The 20,180-nt window shown below is 55.9% G+C and carries 20 protein-coding genes and 1 tRNA gene; 19 read left to right on the top strand and 2 right to left on the bottom strand.

Going from position 1 to position 20,180, the window contains the following annotated elements:
* The 3 genes from BBOH_RS02100 (at position 1) to BBOH_RS02090 (ending at position 3,916) form a co-directional block, all read left to right on the top strand.
* Complete coding sequence (locus BBOH_RS02100; RefSeq protein ID WP_033520497.1) at positions 1-1,110, top strand: ROK family transcriptional regulator; 1,110 nt, start codon at positions 1-3, stop codon at positions 1,108-1,110.
* Positions 1,111-1,286: 176 nt separating this feature from the next.
* Positions 1,287-2,075, top strand: coding sequence for a glucosamine-6-phosphate deaminase (gene nagB / locus BBOH_RS02095; RefSeq protein ID WP_033520495.1), 789 nt, complete (start codon positions 1,287-1,289; stop codon positions 2,073-2,075).
* A 476-nt stretch (positions 2,076-2,551) separates the two neighbouring features.
* The gene (locus BBOH_RS02090) at positions 2,552-3,916 is read left to right on the top strand and encodes an N-acetylglucosamine-6-phosphate deacetylase (protein WP_033520493.1); all 1,365 of its coding nucleotides are present in this window, start codon (positions 2,552-2,554) and stop codon (positions 3,914-3,916) included.
* A gap of 212 nt (positions 3,917-4,128) precedes the next feature.
* Here BBOH_RS02090 and BBOH_RS02085 read toward each other — a convergent pair whose 3' ends face one another.
* Positions 4,129-5,034 carry a carbohydrate kinase family protein gene (locus tag BBOH_RS02085; protein WP_033520491.1) on the bottom strand — a complete coding sequence of 302 codons (906 nt, stop codon included), beginning with the start codon at positions 5,032-5,034 and terminating at the stop codon, positions 4,129-4,131.
* Between the two features lie 56 nt (positions 5,035-5,090).
* Entirely contained in the window at positions 5,091-6,377 is a 1,287-nt protein-coding gene (locus BBOH_RS02080) for an ROK family transcriptional regulator (RefSeq protein ID WP_044098070.1), read from the bottom strand.
* A 697-nt stretch (positions 6,378-7,074) separates the two neighbouring features.
* On the opposite strand from BBOH_RS02080, the gene BBOH_RS02070 reads away from it, so the two are divergent.
* The 16 genes from BBOH_RS02070 to BBOH_RS02005 all read left to right on the top strand — a co-directional run bounded on the left by BBOH_RS02070 (position 7,075) and on the right by BBOH_RS02005 (position 19,948).
* Positions 7,075-7,148: transfer RNA gene (locus BBOH_RS02070), tRNA-Ile, on the top strand.
* Between the two features lie 432 nt (positions 7,149-7,580).
* Positions 7,581-7,733 (top strand): hypothetical protein, encoded by a 153-nt coding sequence (locus BBOH_RS08710; protein ID WP_156097517.1) that lies wholly within the window; start codon positions 7,581-7,583, stop codon positions 7,731-7,733.
* On the top strand, positions 7,730-7,921 hold the full coding sequence (locus BBOH_RS08480) for a hypothetical protein (protein WP_033520485.1): 192 nt from the start codon (positions 7,730-7,732) through the stop codon (positions 7,919-7,921). Before BBOH_RS08710 ends, BBOH_RS08480 begins: the two co-directional genes overlap by 4 nt.
* A 338-nt stretch (positions 7,922-8,259) precedes the next feature.
* Positions 8,260-8,394, top strand: a complete 135-nt coding sequence (locus BBOH_RS09375; protein ID WP_272945332.1) for a hypothetical protein — start codon at positions 8,260-8,262, stop codon at positions 8,392-8,394.
* A gap of 192 nt (positions 8,395-8,586) precedes the next feature.
* Complete coding sequence (gene rpmE / locus BBOH_RS02055; protein ID WP_033520483.1) at positions 8,587-8,799, top strand: 50S ribosomal protein L31; 213 nt, start codon at positions 8,587-8,589, stop codon at positions 8,797-8,799.
* Positions 8,800-8,970: 171 nt separating this feature from the next.
* Positions 8,971-10,062: a peptide chain release factor 1 gene (gene prfA, locus BBOH_RS02050; RefSeq protein WP_033520481.1), complete on the top strand. Its 1,092-nt coding sequence runs from the start codon at positions 8,971-8,973 to the stop codon at positions 10,060-10,062.
* A gap of 254 nt (positions 10,063-10,316) precedes the next feature.
* Positions 10,317-11,492 carry a N5-glutamine methyltransferase family protein gene (locus tag BBOH_RS09175; protein ID WP_033520755.1) on the top strand — a complete coding sequence of 392 codons (1,176 nt, stop codon included), beginning with the start codon at positions 10,317-10,319 and terminating at the stop codon, positions 11,490-11,492.
* 221 nt (positions 11,493-11,713) lie between these two features.
* Positions 11,714-12,373, top strand: a complete 660-nt coding sequence (locus tag BBOH_RS02040) for an L-threonylcarbamoyladenylate synthase (protein WP_033520479.1) — start codon at positions 11,714-11,716, stop codon at positions 12,371-12,373.
* Positions 12,370-13,599: an MraY family glycosyltransferase gene (locus tag BBOH_RS02035; protein WP_044098027.1), complete on the top strand. Its 1,230-nt coding sequence runs from the start codon at positions 12,370-12,372 to the stop codon at positions 13,597-13,599. Before BBOH_RS02040 ends, BBOH_RS02035 begins: the two co-directional genes overlap by 4 nt.
* A gap of 33 nt (positions 13,600-13,632) precedes the next feature.
* On the top strand, positions 13,633-15,180 hold the full coding sequence (guaB, locus tag BBOH_RS02030; protein ID WP_033520478.1) for an IMP dehydrogenase: 1,548 nt from the start codon (positions 13,633-13,635) through the stop codon (positions 15,178-15,180).
* Between the two features lie 250 nt (positions 15,181-15,430).
* Complete coding sequence (locus tag BBOH_RS08180) at positions 15,431-16,183, top strand: response regulator transcription factor (protein ID WP_052118115.1); 753 nt, start codon at positions 15,431-15,433, stop codon at positions 16,181-16,183.
* Entirely contained in the window at positions 16,180-17,349 is a 1,170-nt protein-coding gene (locus tag BBOH_RS02020; RefSeq protein ID WP_033520476.1) for a sensor histidine kinase, read from the top strand. Before BBOH_RS08180 ends, BBOH_RS02020 begins: the two co-directional genes overlap by 4 nt.
* A gap of 140 nt (positions 17,350-17,489) precedes the next feature.
* Positions 17,490-17,612, top strand: coding sequence for a hypothetical protein (locus tag BBOH_RS09370; protein WP_272945329.1), 123 nt, complete (start codon positions 17,490-17,492; stop codon positions 17,610-17,612).
* Positions 17,613-17,653: 41 nt separating this feature from the next.
* Positions 17,654-17,782 (top strand): bacteriocin, encoded by a 129-nt coding sequence (locus tag BBOH_RS08700; protein WP_143242350.1) that lies wholly within the window; start codon positions 17,654-17,656, stop codon positions 17,780-17,782.
* A gap of 662 nt (positions 17,783-18,444) precedes the next feature.
* Complete coding sequence (locus BBOH_RS02010) at positions 18,445-18,714, top strand: hypothetical protein (protein ID WP_044098026.1); 270 nt, start codon at positions 18,445-18,447, stop codon at positions 18,712-18,714.
* A 286-nt stretch (positions 18,715-19,000) separates the two neighbouring features.
* Positions 19,001-19,948 carry a CPBP family intramembrane glutamic endopeptidase gene (locus BBOH_RS02005; protein ID WP_033520472.1) on the top strand — a complete coding sequence of 316 codons (948 nt, stop codon included), beginning with the start codon at positions 19,001-19,003 and terminating at the stop codon, positions 19,946-19,948.
* Positions 19,949-20,180 lie beyond the last annotated feature (232 nt).

The raw sequence follows: 20,180 nt of genomic DNA, 5'->3' as shown, positions 1-20,180 counted from the left end.
ATGGCGGCATCCGATACGACGATGGTCAAGGCGTTGCCCACCCAGGCAAGAAGCCATAATAAAGCGGTCGTTTTACGGTTGCTTTATCCGGATCGCAGGATGACGCGTGCCGATCTGGCTCGAGCCACGGGGCTGACCCGTGTCATCATTTCCGACATTGTCGCGGAGCTCATTGATGAGGGATTCGTTGTGGAGGGTCCTTTGAGCGATGCCAAAGGACCCGGCAAGCGCGGCAGGCTGGTCAAGATCGACGAACGGAGCCGTGCGGTCATTGCAATCGACCTTTCCCAACCATATGTGCTCGGCGGGGCGGTGATGGATCTGGCTGGACATATTCTGCGACGTAGCGAAGTGGCGGTTCCGGATTGTCGTGAGGTGCCGCTGGACCTTGTCGGCCAGTTGTGTGATGATCTTACGGCCGTGGCCGATTCGCCGTTGCTCGGGGTGGGCGTTTCCAGCCCCGGCATCGTGTCATCCGATGGGATGGTGATGCGTGCGACCAACATCGGTTGGTGGCATGTCCAGCTTCATGACTTCCTGACACAACGGTCAGGTGCACCGGTTTTTGTGGACAACGATGCCAATATCGAGGCCGTGGCGGAACTGCGATTCGGTGAACGCGACCAGGACATGATGCTTATACAGATGTCTCGTGGAATCGGCATTGGGCTCATTCTTTCCGGAGGGCTCGTCCGGGGCTCCAACATGGCCGCAGGTGAAATCGGGCACGTGGTGGTTGAACCTGAGGGCAAACTGTGCCGGTGCGGCAAGCGCGGTTGTTTGGAGACTGTGGTGTCGATGGCTGATCTGCTGGCTCGGATCGAACGAGAACCCGGGGAACGGTCGAACATTTTGCGGCAGGCCGGGGCGTATTTGGGTGATGCGCTCTCCGTGGCCTTGGGGCTTGTCGATCTTCCGAAGATCATGGTGTTGGGTGATTCGCGGGTGGTGAATGGTACATTCCTTGAAGCGGTTGAAAAGCAGGTCAACAAGGATCTGGCGATGGAGTTCCGGCGGAATATCGTCGTCCATCGTTCTGCACTGGGTGGGGATGCCAACTTGATGGGTGCCTGCGCGGCGGTGCTTGACGGTTGTTTGATGAATTTCTGATGGTGGGAAACCGCCCGGTTCCGACGGTCGAGACGACATTGGGTGGATCGTATCATGATATCCCTATTTGTTAGTATAGTATACAATGCAGGGAAGCCTCGAAAGCGACGTGGTTAAATGGCTCCACGTCGGTGTGCGGCTTTACCGACGACATGTGTGAGCAAGGAGAAAACAACATGGCAGAGATCATCATCACCAACAGCGAAGACGAGGCTGGCGAGATTTACGCTAAGTGCGTCGCGGACCTGATTGAACGCAAACCGGATGCCGTGCTTGGTCTGGCCACTGGTTCAAGCCCACTGGCCGCTTACCGGCAGCTGGCCAAGGAGGTCAAGGCACGAAATCTCGACGTAAGCCGGGTCCGTGGTTTTGCGCTTGACGAGTACGCTGGTCTTGACCCGGCACATCCACAGTCGTATCGCAGCACCATCACCCGCACGGTCGTTGAGCCGCTTGGACTCGATCCTGACAAGGTGCGCGTGCCCAATGGCAACCTTGAGACCATCAAGGACGCTGGGCGTGAATATGATGCGGCCATCGAAGCCGCCGGTGGGGTGGACGTTCAGATTCTCGGAATCGGCACCGACGGGCACATCGGTTTCAATGAGCCTGGTTCCTCGCTGCAAAGCGGCACCCGTATCAAGACGCTTGCGGAGCAGACCCGCATCGACAACGCTCGTTTCTTTGACGGCGATATCGACCAGGTTCCCACGCACTGCATCACGCAGGGCATCGGCACCATCATGAAGGCACGTCAGCTTGTGCTTCTTGCATTCGGTGAAGGCAAGGCCGAGGCCATCAAAGAGACCTGCGAAGGCGGCATCAGCGCATTCTGCCCGGCTTCAGCGTTGCAATTGCACCCGCATGCGACCATCATCGTGGATGAGGCGGCTGCTTCGAAGCTTGCGCACAAGGACTACTACCGTTACTCCTATTCCCACAAGCCGGCTTGGCAGGGCATCTGATCGCTGCCGCATGATTCCGTGTGGCCCGCCTGCCGCAGGCAGGTCGACCAAAGGCAGGCTTGTTCATGAGACTGGTCTTCCCTGTGACAAGTCCTACAATAAAGTCAGCTCAAGGCGGGGTTTGCTCATCGAATCAGATTTGTGCGGTAACATCCTCGTCGAACGGAATGGCCGTTTCGGAATTCGGAATTTGCAATTCGGAACGAGGCGCGCAATCGTCCGGTCTCCGGTTGTCCTGTCAGCGTCCCTGTTTCGGCAGTAGGTGATGATATTGCCGAAAAAGGGACGTTTAGAGTCGCTAATTGGCTCTTTTTCGGCAGTTTAAATCGTCAGCGCCAATTTGGTGCGGTGGTGGTTATTGAGCGGTCTTGTTTGAGGCGGTAAATGGACATCGAAAGAGTACGAAGCTGTGGGGCGGGCCGGTTATGGTTGTGGTCGGTACCCTCGAAAGGTGAAAGATAATGAGCGATCAGGTAATGAACGGCAGAGTTCAGACGGTGGAGCAGGTGACCAAGGTCGTCACAAGTGGGCCGGATCCGTGGATTGTCGTGCGGAACGCTCGCAAAGTGGATGCTCGCGGCATCGAACAAGACTTTTGGGTGATCGCGCATGACGGCGTTATTGCGGCGACCGGTTGCGGCGATGAGGCTTTAGCTTCGGTGTACTGCGTCTTTGGAATCGAAGACGGCGCGGCGGGTATGCCTTCGGGACGAAAAGGCCTGGCTGAAGGTGAAGGCCATGACAAAGGCGACGAGCGCGCCGGCATCGCCATGAGCACATTGCGTGCATCCGACGGTGCGCCGGTCGAGGTCGTGGACGCCGCGGGCCGTAATCTGACCCCCGGATATGTCGACATCCATGCACACGGTGCTTGGGGTATGTCCTTTGATGATGGGGTAGAGGGCATCGGCACGGCGCGCGCCGGTCATATGATGCATGGAACCACGCGTCAGGTTCTCTCCCTGATCACGAACCCCATGGACGTGATCTGCGATAATCTCAAAACGGTCCGGTCTCAGATGGACCGGCGTCCGGACGTGCTCGGCGCGCACTTGGAGGGGCCGTTCCTGGCATTGTCACGTAAAGGTGCGCACGACCCGAACTGCCTTAAAGATCCGACCGACGATTCAGTGGATCAGCTGCTTGAAGCTGGTGACGGATCCATCCGTCAGATCACGATCGCCCCCGAACTGCCGCACGGAGTCAGCGCCATCAGACGTTTCGCCGCCGCCGGGGTCGTGCCGGCCGTCGGCCATTGTGATGCGGATTATGAGACCGCACGTCGAGGCTTTGAATCAGGCGCCGGCATCATGACCCATATGTTCAATGCGATGAACGGCCTGCATCATCGCGAGCCGGGTCCGATTCCCGCCGCGGTCGAGGATCCGCGCGTTACGATCGAGCTGATCAACGATGGTTTCCATGTCCAGAATCCGGTTCTGAAGATGGCGTTGAATTTCGCCCCGCATCGCATCGCATTCGTCACCGACGCCATGTCGGCCACGGACTGTCCGGACGGTCCCTACAAGCTAGGTGCACTCGACGTGACGGTGAAGGATGGCCACGCGCGCTTGGTCTCCAACGGCGCCATAGCCGGTTCGACTCTGCTTTTGGAGAAGGCGGTCCAACGTGCGATCACCGTGCTGGGCATCTCTCCGGCAGATGCCGTTGAGGCGGCCACGCTGACACCGGCTCATGCGTTCGGCTTCGACCGATCAAATCCGGTCACCGGCGCTCCGATTGGGCTGCTAAGCCCCGGATATGCAGCCGACCTGCTGTTGAGCGATCCTGAAACGTGGCGTGTCGAACGAGTTTGGTGTGCAGGACGCATCGTGCGCTAGACCGTGTAAGCGGGACGGACTGTATTTACGGAGTCGCGGAATGAGTCGCTGCTTCGATTTGATAACCCGAGTTGCGGGCTTGGGGATCTCGTTAGCCGTCTTCGTTGTCTCCGTGTCGGCTGAAGACTGAATATATCGTTGAAAAAGCAATGCCGAGCGGATTGGTTGAGCCGCTCGGCATCGTCAGTGTTGATGTAGAAGCGCAGATGTGGCTACTCTGCTGCACTTTCGGCGGCGGCGAGATAGTCCGGCATTTCAGCTGGGTAGGTGGGCCAGGCGCCGTGCTGCGTGCAGACGAAGGCGGCGGTGTTGACTGCCGCGCGATGGGCTTCGGTAAGCGTCGATCCGGTGAGAATCCTGGCCGCGAAAGTGCCGGAGAAAGCGTCGCCGGCGCCCACGGTGTCCACTACGTCCACAATCGGGGTGTCCACCGTCGAGCTTTCGCCGCCTCGCGCGACGATGGTGCTGAAGGTGGAACCGCCGGTCAGAATCACATAATCGAGGTCATAACGCTCCATGAACCAATCGCATGCCTGCTCGTCCGACGTGCCGCCAATATTGAACAGGTCGCGCAGCATCAACAATTCGACATCGTTGATTTTGAAAATGGTGGCCTGATCCAACAATTGCTCTATCAATTCTTTGGAGTAGTAATCGCCGCGGATGTTGACATCGAAGAACTTCATGGCCGAAGGTTTCGTATGTTTCAACAGTTCGATGATGGTCTCGCGTGATTCCGGCGAGCGCATCGCCAGAGTGCCGTAGCAGACCGCGTCGGCCTGGGAGGCCATGTCGATCAGTTCCCGGGTGTACAGCAGGTGGTCCCAGGCCACACCTTCGATGATGTCGTATTCGGGAATTCCGTTTTTAAGGGCAACTTCGACGGTGGAAGTGGGCCATGCGTTGCGTTGGATGATCGAATCGACGCCCGACTCCTGGGTCGCCGTCACCAGTTCATCTCCTAACGGATCCTGTCCGACGGCGCTGATGGAATGGCTTTCGGCCCCGTTCATGCTCGCATGGTAGGCGAAGTTGACCGGTGCGCCTCCTGCGCGTTTGCCGGTGGGCAGCATGTCCCAGAGCAGTTCTCCCAATGACAGAACGATTGGCTTGGTCATGATGTTCCTTTCCTGAACCCTTATGGTGTTGGATGATGCGGCTGTTTACGTTTCAATCAGCCTTCTTTGGCTCGGCCCCCATGCTTCGGCCCTGACCTGTCGTTGTCGAAGAACCGGGAGGGATGATCCAAAAATTCGGTGATTGCGGTCGCTGCGGCGCCCAGCACGGCGGCGTCGGTGGGTAGATTGGAGACCGTGATTCGCGTTGAACGCGCGATTTCCGGAACGACCCGTTGATTTACGATTTCCCGCGCGGCTTCGATGAGTGGACGGCCGCCACGGGCGGCGATGTCGCCAAGAACGATGCTGGAGGGGTTGAATGTGTTACAGATCGTCACGCAGCCATAGCCGACGTACCGACCGATGTCACGCACCAATGCGCGGGCTTGTTCTTGTATCTCATCGGAATAAATGGAGCGGCCGATCCCGGTGGCGGTATTGTCATGACCGGATTGGTCCGGCGAGACTTGATTGCATAGGGCGAACAGCGCCTCGCATGCTTGGGCGTGACCCATGTTTCTCGAGCCGTCGACGATTCCAAGCTCGTTGACGCGTTCGTGAATCGCCCCCGCCGAGCAATATCGCTCCAGGCATCCGGTATTGCCGCATTCGCAGGGCCGGCCGTTTAACGCGTCGATGGAGACATGTCCGATCTCCGTGGCCGCTCCGAGGGCGCCCCGTATGAGTTCGCCGTTTTCGACGACCCCGAGGCCCACCCCTTCCCCAAGTAGGAAATACGCCAGGCAGTCGGTGGTTTCATGCCCGCCGAACAGTCGTTGCGCCAAGGCTCCGGCACGGGCGTCCTGTTCGATGAATACCGGCACGGGGCTTTCCGTTGCGAATTCCCTGCGGAAGTTAATGGCCCGCCAGTGCGGCATGGATGAGATGAGCGCGGCGCGTCCTTCGTCTTTGAGGTAAGGACCGGGCACCGCCATGCCTATCGCCACGATCAGGCGGTCGTGCGTGAGACTGTCGTCGACGTACCGGTGAATGGCGTCTATCGTTCGCGAGATGTGGTCGTCGTCCACCGGCGGCAGGGTGGTGAGGCTCAGGCGGGTCCCTTTCAGATCGAAGACGCCGACCTGCACGAGACTGCGGGCGAACTTGATGCCCATCACGTGGAAGTTCTGTGATTTGAGTTCAAGCCCTATCGACCGACGCCGTTTGCTGCCTTGGATGTCACCGACCTCCTCGATGATGCCGGTCTCGATCAGGTGCGCCGTGATCTTGGTGATTGCCGCCGGCGTAAGGTCTAGGGCCTTGGCGAGCTGTGCGCGCGAGGAGACGCCGTGGTGATAGAGGTGCCATAGGATGTGCGAGCGGTTGGACTCGGGGTCCTTCATGCGGGCGGGGGTTTCAGGTGAGATCGATGCGACGCGGGTTTCGGGTGGCATGGGTCGGGAGTCGTCGGAGGAAGTGGAACCGGGCGCAACGGGGGAGACGAATGGCATGCTGTTTTCGCTTGGCAAGCCGACACCTCCTCGAATCGTGATCGGCACGCACCGTCAACATGCCGATAAGTTGAGTAAACTTAATTTATATATTAACTGCGTTAACAAGAAAACGCAATGTAGCGTGTCGTTGCATCGCGATTCCGAATGTCGGTGTTGACGGAGCTGATTGGGGTGTACGGATTTGGTGTTCGTTGGCCGGGGTGCAAGACGGTGTGCATCCGCCGGGATGCAAGACGGTGTGCGCCCAGAGGTTGATCAGAGCGTCATCATCGACGATGTCGCACAAATCGATGGTCACCGACTTGGAGCCGCTGCTGCTGTCGATGTGATTTCGCGGGCCTGCCCGTGGGGCCGTTATGTTGGAATGCATATGCACTCTCCTGATGTCGAGCGTCTTTCCCGGCGTCATGTCAGGCATGAGGATATCGTCCCGTGAGTGCAAGATGCCTTCTTTGTAATCATCGTATTTCCAAGCGTGCGGTAAGTGGGCGATGCTGACCGGCTTCTGTCAAATCCGTCAAAACGAATCGGCGCGTCTGATGGTCGGTGCTTTTGATAGACTGTTTGAGTCGGCATCCGCCGACGTGGGGCTTTAGCTCAGTCGGTTAGAGCAGCGGACTCATAATCCGTCGGTCCTCGGTTCAAGCCCGAGAGGCCCCACTCATATAAGCCTTGCAACCACAGCGGTTGTTAGGCTTTTTTCTGTGCCTGAATGGTTTGTGCAAAAACTGTGTGTCATCTTTCGGTTTTTCAAAAAATAGGATCTTCGGCATGCGCGCTTATTCGGGGAGTATGGACCCGGCAGTGGATGGTTTTGAATTGTGAAGCTTTCTGAATTTCCGTTCGACTGACTTGATGTTATTTCATGCTAATATTATGATATTTATGGCAACCAAGAAAGAAAGTTTCAAAAATGAAACCAAAAGGATTGGATAAGCGCCATCTGCGTCGTCATCGGCACGATATGCAGCTTGGTCAGCCTCATTGTCACGCTGATGCAATGATGATGTGAAAGCCACGGGTTTCGAACAGCCCAGAAGTCCGGAACCCGCCGCCACAATCCAATCCGAACAACCAAACAAAAGGAGAGAAATGAACAAGACCAGAATCATGTCCGGCATCGCCTCCATCGCGGCCGGAGTGTCGGGACTCGTCTGCGCGCTGGCTGCGGCACCCGCATGGGCGACCGGACTTCTCGCGCTCGCGGCCGGAATGTTCGGCCTCGCCGGAGCGCTGCACCGGTGACCGAACACTACCTCGGCCTTACGGACGTGGCGGTGCGCCTCGGAATAACCAAAGGCGCGCTCGCCACCCTGCACCTGCCCGAACCCGACGTCATGATCGGCCGTACCCGCGGTTGGAAGCCGGAGAGCATAGACCGGTGGAACGTCTCACGCCCCGGGCACGGGGGACGGCCACGGAAGGAGGATTGAACATTCTGCTTCTGGTCATCCGATAGACATTTCGGTCTGTGGGTTCATGTAAAGCCAAGGACATGTATAAGCTTTAGGACTGACGTCGGGAGCGGATAATGAAGTCGGCGAATCGAACTGCTGTTTTTTATAGGATACAGCGAAGGTCTCGCAACATTGAAGAGTTCCTGTTCGGATGGGTTTTTCGTGGCGACATGCCCCGGTTCGTTCGGTTTGACGGGGCTTGTGCGCCCGTGCCTTCTAGATGTGAGCAATGATGCCTTGTCGTTGATGCCTGTGCGCCGCAAGGGTATACGCCGCACGTACTTGACAATCCTGGTGGTCAATACAACGGATGTATGGAGGCCCACCTGCGTGATGATGTGCCCGTCCTGTATTCGCCTTCCGCTCCGATCACCGGTGTCACGATGCGCCTCATCGGCACTCATAAGGAGTTGCGGACTGGCCATTTCGGCGCCGAAATGGCGTGCTGAGTAGGCGGATATCCCATGTGCCTCGGTCCCGAGTACGGTAAGTGCTGTGGCTGTGAAACATTTGCTCAATGCGTTGTGCCGTGGGCGGATTTGCGCCGTCCCGGCAAACGACTATAGTAGTCAAGGTTCCGGTTCACGTCTAGCCGCAGGGGTTAGGCGACCCGGGTCACCTGAATTCCTTAGGAGACAACTATGAAGCAGGGCATCCATCCTGATTATCACACCGTGCAGGTCACCTGCTCGTGTGGCAACACCTTCGTCACCCGTTCGACCGCTCCCGGCGATCACATGACCGTCGATGTGTGCTCGAACTGCCACCCCTTCTACACCGGCAAGCAGAAGATTCTCGACACCGGTGGCCGTGTTGCCCGTTTCGAGCGCCGTTACGGCAAGAAGGCCAACTAGCTTTATCGAAACGCCAGCACCGCATCTCGGGTTTTCTTCTCAGATGCGGGCTGGCGTTTTCGTATGTGGCGATACGATACGCCGCGGAATATGACAGTGGAGCAGCGGGCGTACATCGAACGAGACGCTGCGAAGTCGTTTGAATCTTTAAAAACCGAAGGACTTTAGAATATGGCTGACGATCAGTTCCCTGCGGCGCAAGGCGCATTGGAAGAGTACGAGCGCATCGAACGGCGAATGGGCGAGCCCGATGTGGCCAGTGACGCCAACGCCATGCGCAAGCTCGGTCGACGCCATTCGGAACTCGGTGTGATCGTATCGGCCTACCGCAACTGGCGGCAGGTTTCGGATGACCTCGCTGCGGCGAAGGAGTTGGCCGGGGACGACGAGGACTTCGCCGAAGAAGCCAAACAGCTGGAAGAACGCCTGCCGCAAGCCGAAGAAAAATTGCGCAATGCATTGATACCCCGCGACCCCGATGATGTGCGCGATACGATTATGGAAATAAAAGCGGGTACGGGTGGCGAGGAAGCGGCTCTGTTCGCCGGTGATTTGCTACGCATGTATACACGCTACGCCGAGAAGCGCGGCTGGACCACAACCATCCAAAGCGAGAACGGCACTGAGCTCGGCGGCGTGAAGGACGTGCAGATTGCCATCCGCGCCAAAGGCAACCCTGCTCCTCAGGACGGCGTGTGGGCCTCTCTCAAATACGAGGGTGGCGTGCACCGCGTGCAACGCATTCCCGTCACCGAGTCACAGGGGCGCATCCAGACCTCGGCGGCCGGGGTCATCGTGTTTCCAGAGGCCGACGAGGATGACGACGAGATCGAGATTGATCCGAAGGATCTTAAGATTGACATCTTCATGAGCTCCGGCCCTGGTGGCCAGTCCGTCAACACGACGTATTCCGCGGTCCGCATGACGCATATACCCACCGGCGTGGTGGTGAGCATGCAGGATGAGAAGTCGCAGATTCAGAACCGTGCGGCCGCCCTGCGCGTGCTCAAGTCCCGCCTGCTTGCGATGAAGCACGAGAAGGAGGCCGAGGAGGCGGCCGACATGCGCCATTCGCAGGTGCGCTCGCTCGATCGCTCCGAGCGCATCCGTACCTATAACTTCCCTGAGAACCGCATCGTCGATCATCGCACCAATTACAAGGCCTACAACCTCGATCAAGTGCTTGACGGCGATCTGCAGGCCGTGATCGACAGCGATATTCAGGCTGACGAAGCCGAGCGTCTGGCCGGGGACAAGAAATAGGGGAGGGCGCTGAGCGCGGGGCATCCGGCTGATGGTCATGGCCCGGCATGAATCGTATCGCATTGAATCCGTCGGTCCGATGGTTTGCCTTGACCTGATGCGTTGCCAGCGGACGTCGTTTCGTTGTCCGGCTTCGGTCGTCGGATTTGATAGGGTGGAAGCCAAGCGATGCCCGTATCATCAAGGGTGTGCGGATCGACTATTGTTTCGGTGATGGTTTAAGCGTGCTGACGGGTCGAGTTTGGGGTGGGATTGTGACAATACAGAGTGCGGTGTCTGCTTCTGCAATGTTGAACGCCGCTGCAGCGCGGCTTCTGGCGGCCGGAATCGACACTCCTCGTAACGACGCAAAACTATTGCTCGCTGAAGCCTATGCGGTCACTCCAGCGGATGTTGAGAAAGCCGTTCTACTCGGAAGACCTCTGGCTGCGCCGTTTGATAGGCCTGCCGAATCCGGTCGAATCGGTTCTGATATATCTATCGGTGCTGAGTCTCCGTGCACAGCACAAGCTGACACAACTGCCGATGGTCATGATGACAAGGGCTTCGCAACGGCCGCATATCAGCGTTTTGAGGCTATGATCGAGAGGCGTGAGCGCCGTGAACCCTTACAGTATATTGTCGGTCATGCGCCCTTTCGTTACTTGGATTTGCAAGTCGGTCCGGGGGTTTTCATTCCCCGTCCCGAGACGGAGACCGTGGTGCAGGTCGCCATTGATTGGCTTGCGAATCAATGGTTGAAGGCGCCCAGACTGGTGGATCTGTGCGCCGGCAGTGGAGCGATCGGGCTTGCATTGGCCACGGAGGTTCGGAGTTCTCAGGTCTGGGCCGTCGAACGTTCCGATGACGCGCTGCAGTGGGCTCGACGCAATGAATACGCTACGTTTGGCTGTTCTGGTGACTCGAAACGAGGCAGTGTGCGCTCGCGTCGGTCAGTGAAGGACGGATCATTCGCCGCACCTTCAGGTAAACGGGACGGAGCGATTCCGGGCGATGCACCGCGGGCTGCGATGGCGGATCGCGGACAGAGTATGGGTTCAGTCGTATCAGACCTCCGGTGTAATTATCGCTTGATTCAGGGTGACGCGACCGATGCCACCACGTTGGCGGAACTCGATGGGACGGTCGATGCGGTGGTCACAAACCCGCCTTATATTCCAGCTGACCAGATACCGCAACAGCCCGAGGTTCGCGACCATGACCCTGCAGAGGCATTGTATGGCGGGTCAGTGGACGGACTGTGCATTCCGGAGCGGATCCTGTTGCGCGCAGCGAACTTGCTACGGACGGGCGGTGCGCTCATCATGGAGCACGATAGTTCGCAAGGTGACAGTCTGGTGGCTTTTGCGGTGGCGCACGGTTTCGTCGACGCCCACACGGGAGAGGATCTGACCGGACGGTCGCGTTACCTGTTTGCCGTAAGACGGTAAATAGACGGGGCAGGTCGGTTCGAATTATCGGTGCTCGCATTGGTCGGATCGAATTGTCGCCATCAGGGCATCTGCGATGGTGCGTCGTCAAGATCCGTTCGCTGATGGACATCAAATGGTATATTCGTCTGTGTTCCTTGCATCTAAAAGCACGTCGGAGAAGGTCTTTGTTCGTCTGTGGGCAATGATGCAATAGGGGCATAGGGACTTTGGGAGGTTACATGAGTCGTGTGTGCGCGATTGACGAGAGGTCGCTTGCGGAGGCCAAACGAGTGGTGGATGCCGGTGGGCTGGTGGTGCTGCCCACCGACACCGTGTATGGGGTGGCCTGTGACCCCTTCGATACCCGGGCGGTGGCACGTGTGTATGCGGCGAAACGCCGCCCTCTAAACAAGCCGCTTCAGGTGCTGCTGGCATCGGTGGACGATTTGGATGCGTTGGGTTTGGAGCTGCCTGAACCGTTGGCGCTGTTGTCCCGGGCTTTTCTGCCCGGGCCATTTTCACCGATTGCCGTGGCTCGACCCGATTCCCGCCTCGGTACCTTATGCGAGCAGGATGGTGGTCGTCGTACCCAAGCGGTGCGTGTGCCCGATTCCCAAGCCTGCCTGAACGTGCTACGCTCAACCGGCCCGTTGGCTTGCTCGAGTGCCAATCGTAGTGGGGGTGAAAGCCCTCAGACCGTCGAGCAGGCGCTCACGGCATTGGGTGATGACGTGGATTTGTATCTTGACGGCGGACCGACTGCCGGTCATGTGGCCAGTACGGTCGTTGCTGCAGATGGCAGCGATTCGAATGGTGTCCAAATCGTGCGCGAGGGTGTCATTGCCTCGGCGGAGGTCCGAAACGCGCTCGCCCTTGAGTCTGGAGGGCTGCGGGGGTGAGGGTCTATCTGTTCATCGCCGCTATCGCCGGTGGGGTCACATGGTTGATCACGCCGTTGATTCGCCATATCGCCATCGCCATCGGCGCGGTGGGTGAGGTGAGGGCGCGTGATGTTCACAAAGTGCCAACCCCGCGTATGGGTGGGCTGGCGATGCTGATTGGTCTGATGGTGGCGATGCTGTTCGCCAGTCGCATGCCCTTCATCTCGGGTCTTTTTGTCGGGTCGCATCAGGCGTGGGCTGTTCTGGCCGGAGCGGTGCTGATCTGCCTGCTTGGCATGGCCGATGACTTGTGGGACTTGGATTGGATGCTCAAGCTTTCGGGCCAGTTGCTTATTTCGGTGTTTGTGGCCTGGGGCGGCGTGCAGATCATCTTCTTGCCGTTCGGCTCGCTCGTGACGGCTTCACCGAGCATTTCCATGGCGATTACGGCGTTCCTCATCGTCGCTTCGATCAATGCGGTCAATTTTGTTGACGGGCTTGATGGACTGGCTTCCGGCATAGTGGCGATCGGCGGAATCGCATTCGGTTTCTACTCATATTACATTGCGCGTTCATCGCCGAGCTACGCTTCGATGGCGACTCTGCTTGATGTGGCGCTGGTCGGCATATGCGTCGGGTTTCTGCTGCACAATTGGCATCCCGCCAAGCTGTTCATGGGGGATTCCGGCTCGATGCTCCTGGGTTATCTCATCACCTGCGCATCGATTATCATGACCGGCCATCTTGATCCGGCCACTGTGCACACCAGTGTTTACATGCCTGTGTTCATGCCTATTCTGCTGCCGATCCTGGTGCTCTTCCTGCCGGTGCTCGACATGTGTCTGGCCATCATACGACGGTTGAGCAAGGGTCAGTCTCCGATGCATCCCGATCGTATGCACCTGCATCATCGCATGCTGCGGATAGGCCATAGCGTGCAGGGCGCCGTGCTGATTCTGTGGGGCTGGGCGGCACTGATCTCCTTTGGCTCGATCATGATTCTGTTTTTCCCGGTCATGTATGTGCTGGTCGGCATGGTGATCGCCGCCGTGGTGCTTGCGGTGTTCACCATGGCGCCGTACGTGCGTAGCCGCCTGCTTGAGATCAGGACGGAGAACGTCATGGCCTCAGCCGCTCAGGACATCAGGCGCACGTCGGTGGCGCCTGCGGGTCCAACCGCGGATCCGACGCGTGGCAACGCAGGGCATCGTCATCATGTCGCTAATTCGCGCCACGGCAAGTAGAACTTCGTCAGGTCTGGCTCCTATAGTTGGCTCATGGCTATAAACTACCAAGAAAAACAGTCTGCTTCCCCTGAACTTCCCATGGCTTTCAGCCGTCTTGGACTCGCCTATGACGATGTCCTCCTGTTGCCCAATGAAACCGATGTGATTCCTTCGCACGTGGACACGACGACACACCTGACGCGCGAGATCACCATGAAGGTTCCCATCATTTCCGCGGCGATGGATACCGTCACCGAGTCGGACATGGCCATCGTCATGGCACGAAACGGCGGTATCGGCGTATTGCACCGTAACCTTTCCATTGACGACCAGGCCTCGCAGGTCGATGTGGTCAAACGCAGCGAATCGGGCATGATCACCGACCCGCTCACCGTGAACCCTGAGGCCACGCTTGCCGATCTTGACCGGCTGTGTGGCCGTTTTCATATTTCGGGCCTGCCGGTGGTGGACAACGACCGCAAGCTTGTGGGCATCATCACCAACCGTGACATGCGTTTTGTGGCTCCTGAGGATTACGGCCGCCTCAAGGTTTCGGACGTCATGACCCGTAAGGGTCTGATTACCGGCCCCGCTGATATCTCGCGTGAGGACGCCCATGAGCTGCTGGCCAAATACAAGGTTGAGAAGCTGCCGTTGGTGGATACGCAAGGTCGGCTCGCCGGTCTGATCACCGTCAAGGACTTTGTCAAGACCGAACAGTATCCCGACGCCACCAAGGATGACCAGGGACGTTTGCGTGTGGCCGCCGGTATTGGTTTCCTCGGTGATGCGTGGCAGCGTGCCTCGGCCCTGATGGAGGCCGGTGTCGATGTGCTGGTGGTTGACACGGCCAACGGCGAGGCGCGGCTTGCGCTCGACATGATCAAGCGTTTGAAGTCAGACCCCGCTTTCGCCGGCGTGCAGATCATCGGCGGCAACGTCGCCACGGCTTCGGGCGCCCAGGCCATGATCGACGCCGGTGTGGATGCGGTCAAAGTCGGTGTGGGACCTGGATCGATCTGCACCACCCGCGTGGTGGCCGGTGTCGGCGTTCCGCAGCTCACGGCGGTCTACGACGCGGCGCAGGTGTGCCGTGCGGCCGGCGTGCCCTGCATCGCGGACGGCGGCATCCACTATTCCGGTGACATCGCCAAGGCTCTTGTGGCCGGCGCGTCGACGGTCATGCTCGGCGGCGCGCTCGCCGGCTGCGAGGAGGCTCCGGGCGAGAAGGTGCTCTTGCATGGCAAGCAGTACAAGCTCTACCGTGGCATGGGCTCGCTTGGTGCGATGGCCCCGCGCGGCAAGAAGTCGTATTCGAAGGACCGCTATTTCCAAGCGGATGTCACCAGCAACGACAAGGTCATCCCGGAAGGCGTCGAGGGCGAAGTGCCGTATCGCGGCCCCCTCAACGCAGTTTTATATCAGATGATCGGCGGCCTGCACCAGTCCATGTTCTACATCGGTGCGCACAATATCGAGGAGATGGCCGAAAGGGGCCGTTTCATCCGCATCACTGACGCCGGCTTGCGCGAGTCGCACCCCCATGACATCGTCATGACCGCCGAAGCCCCCAACTACAGTGGTTTCCACCATGAGTGAGGCCTGAGCGTCTTATTCGCAGGAGTCAGGCTCCGCCACATCAGAAGTAATGCATTTTGCAATTCAGTCTGTTGCCCGCAGGGCCTTTTCTTTTTGCATCTTAGGTGGTTGAATCATCGTTGCGGGCACCAGCTTGTTGTAGACAAGTGTCTACAGGTATTTGCGCCAAGCGCGTCCTTGGCCGATGAAATCGGCTATAGTTAGTCATGTATGACTGATGAGACTGATTCATTGGCGAATAGGAGCCAGCATGGGCTACGGCGATGTTGACAATGGCGGTACCGGCGTTGAATGCGGCGGCGATGATCCCGTGACGCAGGACGTTGGAATGGCGAAGTCGGATGCCATTGCCCCTTTGCGGCTGGCTGTGGCCGACAACGACGATTTCACCTTAGCGGCGCTGTGCGATTTGATTCCCAAGGCCGTTCCGGGTTGCGTCATCGTTTGGCGCACGACCTCGGCGGCCACTGCCATCGAGCGAATGCTGGACCCGGAGAGCATACCCGATATGCTTCTGCTGGACATGTCGCTCGGCGTTTGCTATAAGGGTCCGCAGGTCTGTCGAACGCTTCGTTCCCGACGCTGCGAGGCGCCGATTCTCGGCATCACGTCATATACCCTGCACTACTACGCCGCCGATCTTGCCGATGCCGGAGGGCAGGGCATCGTCGCCAAATCCGATTTGAAGATGATTGTGCAGGGCATTGACGCGGTGCGCCACGGCGGCACGTTTTCGCCGGTGGAAGGCGTGAGCTTCGCCACCGTTCCGCAGGTACTGCGTCGGTTGGGGAAGATTCCAAGCTCCAGTCAGGTTCCGCTGAGCGCCCAGGAGAACCACGTCATGGAGTCACTTTCGCAAGGAATGAAGTACTCTCAGATAGCCGAGGAATGCAATGTCACTGAGTCCTCCATACGAACGGAGGCGCACCGTGCGGTCAAAAAGCTCGGCGCGGCCACACTCAGTCAGGCAGTGGTGATGTGGGTGCTGGGGGAGAATCGATGAATGTCCGAGCGTGGCCGGTCAGCGTGCTGCGGTGGCTTGAAACCCATATTACGCACGACAAATTTATTATCGCGGTTGCAGTCGTTGGGGCGGTGGGATCGTTAGCTGCCAGTGTCTTTGATAAGGAGTTCACGGACTCGCCGGTGCGGATTTTCGTAGCAGGTCTGCTGTCTTTGGGGTTGCTCGCCACTTTGATGACAACGGCCGTGAGTACTAGTGTGGTGTTTTGCTGTGTAATCGTGGTTTCCTTTTGGAGCGACTATTCACCCGTCGATTGGCTAATCGTTCTGGTCTGTTGCTGTATTCTTCTTGGATATGTAGATGAACTCAAGCCGTGGTTAGATGCCTTGCCGTTTTTGGGACTAGTATTGATGCTGATCGATACGGCCATACATAATGGTTTTAACTTCAGTGTGTATGTTCTGATGGGTGGTATCTTTATCGGGGCATGGCTTGTTGGGCGATTTGCCAGAAAACAGCAACAATTGCAGCAGGTCATGAGAATAAGGCAGCAACTAGAAATCGCCAATATGAGACTTCGACAACAACAGCGCAATCACTGGCTGGCTCGGGATATCCATGACTCGGTTACGAACGAACTGTCATATATTATTTTACTTTCCACTCTTGATGATGCACCGTTAACGGTAGAGAAACAACATCTGATTGGTCGGAAAGCGAAAGAAACTTTAAACAAAGTGCATGAAATCATTGACATTCTTGATTGCAATGGGGATGCGTCTTTGGGGATTACCGAATCATCACCGCAATCTTTCAGAGAGCGAATGACTGGCTACTGTAAAAAGCAAGATGAAGATTTGCGTCAGGCTGGTTATCAAGGAACCTCAACCGTGATTGGTGAAGGTGAACTCAACGGTGTTGCAAAATCCGTTGTCTGGCACCTGTTGACAGAATTGTATGCAAATATTGTACGACACTGTACGCCTCATGTTGATACATATTCTCTTGTTGTACGATTTACCGAGAGGGACATCAGTGTTTTGCAGACCAATACTTGCGACAAAGGGGTGCGTTATGTCAATGGAATCAGATCGGGCAAGGGCCTCAATCTGCAGCAAGCCGCTGTCCAGTCGCTCGAAGGGCAGATGACGATGACATATGAAGACGGAACGTGGCTGGTTTCTGTGAGGATACCGATTGTTTGATTGTTGTAGTCAGATGTCCACAAAATGCATAGTACATTTACATGTTGCATGTTTATATGACAAAGTATAACTGAGTTTCTTGCTAGACAAGGAACTTCTGTCGGTATGAAACACCCAATTAGAGCGAAGGAGCTGTTCCGATGAGGAAGAAGGAATCAATGCATTTCACGGATTTAGGTCCGGAAGAGCTGGAGCCGGTTTTCGGTGGAGAACGTATTGGTGATTGGCTACATACGGCTTTGCATATGTTATACAAAAATTGAGAATAGGTTGGAAAGTTTCTATTTAATGAAGGGGCATCGCTATGAAAGTGAAAGAACTCACTGATGAAGAGCTCAACGCCGTCACTGGATCTGGCGGCTGGTGGAATGGCCTTTTGAATGGCATCGGAAAAGTCCTTTTGTTCCCATTAACCCACCCGGTCTTTTGCTGATGGGGTGTTGTTGCAAATTATGTCAGGCGGAAACTGTTAGTGGTTTTTCGGCTGACATAATTTTGCATAACCTGTGTAAAAATTCTGGTGGTGCTACTGGCGGTCTTCGGTAGAACACCTATTTTACTCAGTGTTTTTGTTTTATTTAGTGGACATGAGTCCACAATTGTCTCATATTTCTAACGGGACAGAATGTTCTCGGCTTTACTTGTTTTTAGGTTCAGTAATGAGCCTCCAGCTTGTCAAGGTGGAAGGTTGGAAACAGAAAGGAATGATTGTTATGGTCACCCAAAATATGAATGTCCAAGAGCTGGCCACTGTTGTAGGTGGCGACCCGGATTATTGGTGGAAGTTCGTTGATGGGGTCTCGTACGCGTTTGGTTATGGTGCAGGAAGAGCCTCGCAAAACATTGGTTTTGGGACTCCGTGCTTATACCCTATTTGGAGGAAGAGGTATTAGGTTTCGGATTCCTGTGGTTGTTTTGAAAATTGGCGGGATTCAGTTGATTCTTGGACACAAAATTTGACACACTGTAATCGGTTCAATGCGGAACGCTGTTTCTTCTGTGTGTTAATTCAAGGAAATCGCGTGAGTTGAACCGTCGATAAAATTTGTCCTGACGATGAATGATTAGCTTAATTATTAATGAGGAGAATATAGCATGACGGCTAAAACGTTTGCAATAGTTGATGCAATTGAACTGGAAAATATTTCAGGAGGAGGTTTCCCATGGCTGCCAATTCCTGACTTAATTAGGCTGGCAGGTCATTTCTGGAACCATATTATTCTCAAGGTTTCAAAAACGGAGTACATGATTGGGAATGACGTCTTTGAAGAGCTATTGCTCGTCGGGCGCGGAGTTTTAACTCGATACTGCATGTTGGACAATAGCTTTTGCTTAATTGTCGATGAATTGTGGAAACCACAATGAGAATCATCGTAAAATGGGAAGAATATATTTGCCTGTAAAAGGCAGTAGCGTACTGAGGCGGTATTATTCTGGTATGGTTCGATATCCAAGTTTTGGGTTTGCGGCTTAAAATGTTTTGATTTTTCATTGCGAAAGCGCCGGTATATCATACGGGTATGCGAAGAGGCTATAGGTATTTCTTTCGAGAGCTATTGCTGAGCGTATTTTGCGATTTCATCGCTTTTTATAAGTGCGTGGCAACGTTCGTACATATTTACAAGGATGCAGGAAGATAGGAGTTACCGGCATGACGGGTGCTACAGACGAATCCGTAAACGAGAACGTGGACAGCAGGGTTTCTGTCTTAACTGCGAAGAAGGCGGTAGGGCGGGCTGCATCTTTTGTTTTAGCCTGGATGTTAACCGCTGGACTGGCCGGAGGTATCGTAATGCCTTTTCTTTCTATGTATTTCGATAGTAAGGGAATGCCCAATATGAGTTCGCTGAAAGTCTCGACTGCCGCTTCTCTGATTGGGGAGCCGATAGGTTCGGCAATCGTATTGTTGTATTGGTATTCCCTCGTTTCGGGTTCGCAGCCGGAATATGGCAATCGCTCATCGCTGCCCACTCACCGCGACACCATGAATGTCGGGCGCCTGATAATGATTTTCGTGCTTTTGGGCACGGTATTGCTCATAGAGTCTGGTCTCGATCAGCTGTCGCGTTCAATCATCCACTTGTCCGATCTCTCGATTGACAATCCGATGGACCCGCTTGTCGCCTCGGCGGGGAATACATGGTTTGTCTGGTTACTTATGTGCATTGTGAGCCCTGTATGCGAAGAGCTGGTGTTCCGAGGGGCGATATTGCGTACTCTGCGCCAGTATGGTGAGATGTTTGCCATCGTAACTTCTTCGGTCCTCTTCGGCTTGGGCCACATGAACATCTACCAGCTTCCCGTTATTTTTTCCGGTTTGCTGTTTGGCTATGTGGCGTGCAGATACTCGATAAAATATTCCATTTTACTGCATATAGTCATCAATATATTGGCTTCGCTCTCGATACCGGATTCGGTTATATGGGTTGTCGAAGGTATCTGTGCGGTGGTGGCAATTATTGTGTATCTTAAAACGAAAGGCTGTCGGGCGGTGCCCTGGATTCCTGACGAGCCGCATGTCTACCGCGCCTGGAGATCGCCGTTGTTTTTGGTGACTGTAGCGTTCATGGTGTCCGGAATCGTCTCTCAGTTTCTATGAGTTCTACTGGTGGTCAAAAGTGTTCCAAGCAGAATGTAAGCGTTTTGCGTGGAATCTCAGATGACGGGAGCTCTGGTGCGGACGTTGGCCGATTCGTCCGGTGCATTGCTGATGGTATCGCCTATACGATCGATTTTGCACATGCAGAGTTTCGTTTTTTGTTGGTGATTGAAGGTGAGTCGTAGATGAGTATAAGGATTACTTTTTGGTCGGGTTCTGTGGAGCGCAGAAG

The sequence above is a fragment of the Bifidobacterium bohemicum DSM 22767 genome (assembly GCF_000741525.1).
In the GTDB taxonomy this organism is placed as follows: domain Bacteria; phylum Actinomycetota; class Actinomycetes; order Actinomycetales; family Bifidobacteriaceae; genus Bifidobacterium; species Bifidobacterium bohemicum.
The sequence above is the reverse complement of the archived record's forward strand: the minus strand, read 5'-3'. Positions and strand labels throughout refer to the sequence as shown.

What these genes read in the sequence shown, in the direction of transcription:
- BBOH_RS02100 (WP_033520497.1), top strand. Translation starts at nt 1, where the DNA reads ATGGCGGCATCCGATACGACGATGGTCAAGGCGTTGCCCACCCAGGCA.
- nagB (WP_033520495.1), top strand. Translation starts at nt 1,287, where the DNA reads ATGGCAGAGATCATCATCACCAACAGCGAAGACGAGGCTGGCGAGATT.
- BBOH_RS02090 (WP_033520493.1), top strand. Translation starts at nt 2,552, where the DNA reads ATGAACGGCAGAGTTCAGACGGTGGAGCAGGTGACCAAGGTCGTCACA.
- BBOH_RS02085 (WP_033520491.1), bottom strand. Translation starts at nt 5,034, where the DNA reads ATGACCAAGCCAATCGTTCTGTCATTGGGAGAACTGCTCTGGGACATG.
- BBOH_RS02080 (WP_044098070.1), bottom strand. Translation starts at nt 6,377, where the DNA reads ATGAAGGACCCCGAGTCCAACCGCTCGCACATCCTATGGCACCTCTAT.
- BBOH_RS08710 (WP_156097517.1), top strand. Translation starts at nt 7,581, where the DNA reads ATGAACAAGACCAGAATCATGTCCGGCATCGCCTCCATCGCGGCCGGA.
- BBOH_RS09375 (WP_272945332.1), top strand. Translation starts at nt 8,260, where the DNA reads ATGGAGGCCCACCTGCGTGATGATGTGCCCGTCCTGTATTCGCCTTCC.
- rpmE (WP_033520483.1), top strand. Translation starts at nt 8,587, where the DNA reads ATGAAGCAGGGCATCCATCCTGATTATCACACCGTGCAGGTCACCTGC.
- prfA (WP_033520481.1), top strand. Translation starts at nt 8,971, where the DNA reads ATGGCTGACGATCAGTTCCCTGCGGCGCAAGGCGCATTGGAAGAGTAC.
- BBOH_RS02040 (WP_033520479.1), top strand. Translation starts at nt 11,714, where the DNA reads ATGAGTCGTGTGTGCGCGATTGACGAGAGGTCGCTTGCGGAGGCCAAA.
- guaB (WP_033520478.1), top strand. Translation starts at nt 13,633, where the DNA reads ATGGCTATAAACTACCAAGAAAAACAGTCTGCTTCCCCTGAACTTCCC.
- BBOH_RS08180 (WP_052118115.1), top strand. Translation starts at nt 15,431, where the DNA reads ATGGGCTACGGCGATGTTGACAATGGCGGTACCGGCGTTGAATGCGGC.
- BBOH_RS02020 (WP_033520476.1), top strand. Translation starts at nt 16,180, where the DNA reads ATGAATGTCCGAGCGTGGCCGGTCAGCGTGCTGCGGTGGCTTGAAACC.
- BBOH_RS09370 (WP_272945329.1), top strand. Translation starts at nt 17,490, where the DNA reads ATGAGGAAGAAGGAATCAATGCATTTCACGGATTTAGGTCCGGAAGAG.
- BBOH_RS08700 (WP_143242350.1), top strand. Translation starts at nt 17,654, where the DNA reads ATGAAAGTGAAAGAACTCACTGATGAAGAGCTCAACGCCGTCACTGGA.
- BBOH_RS02010 (WP_044098026.1), top strand. Translation starts at nt 18,445, where the DNA reads ATGACGGCTAAAACGTTTGCAATAGTTGATGCAATTGAACTGGAAAAT.
- BBOH_RS02005 (WP_033520472.1), top strand. Translation starts at nt 19,001, where the DNA reads ATGACGGGTGCTACAGACGAATCCGTAAACGAGAACGTGGACAGCAGG.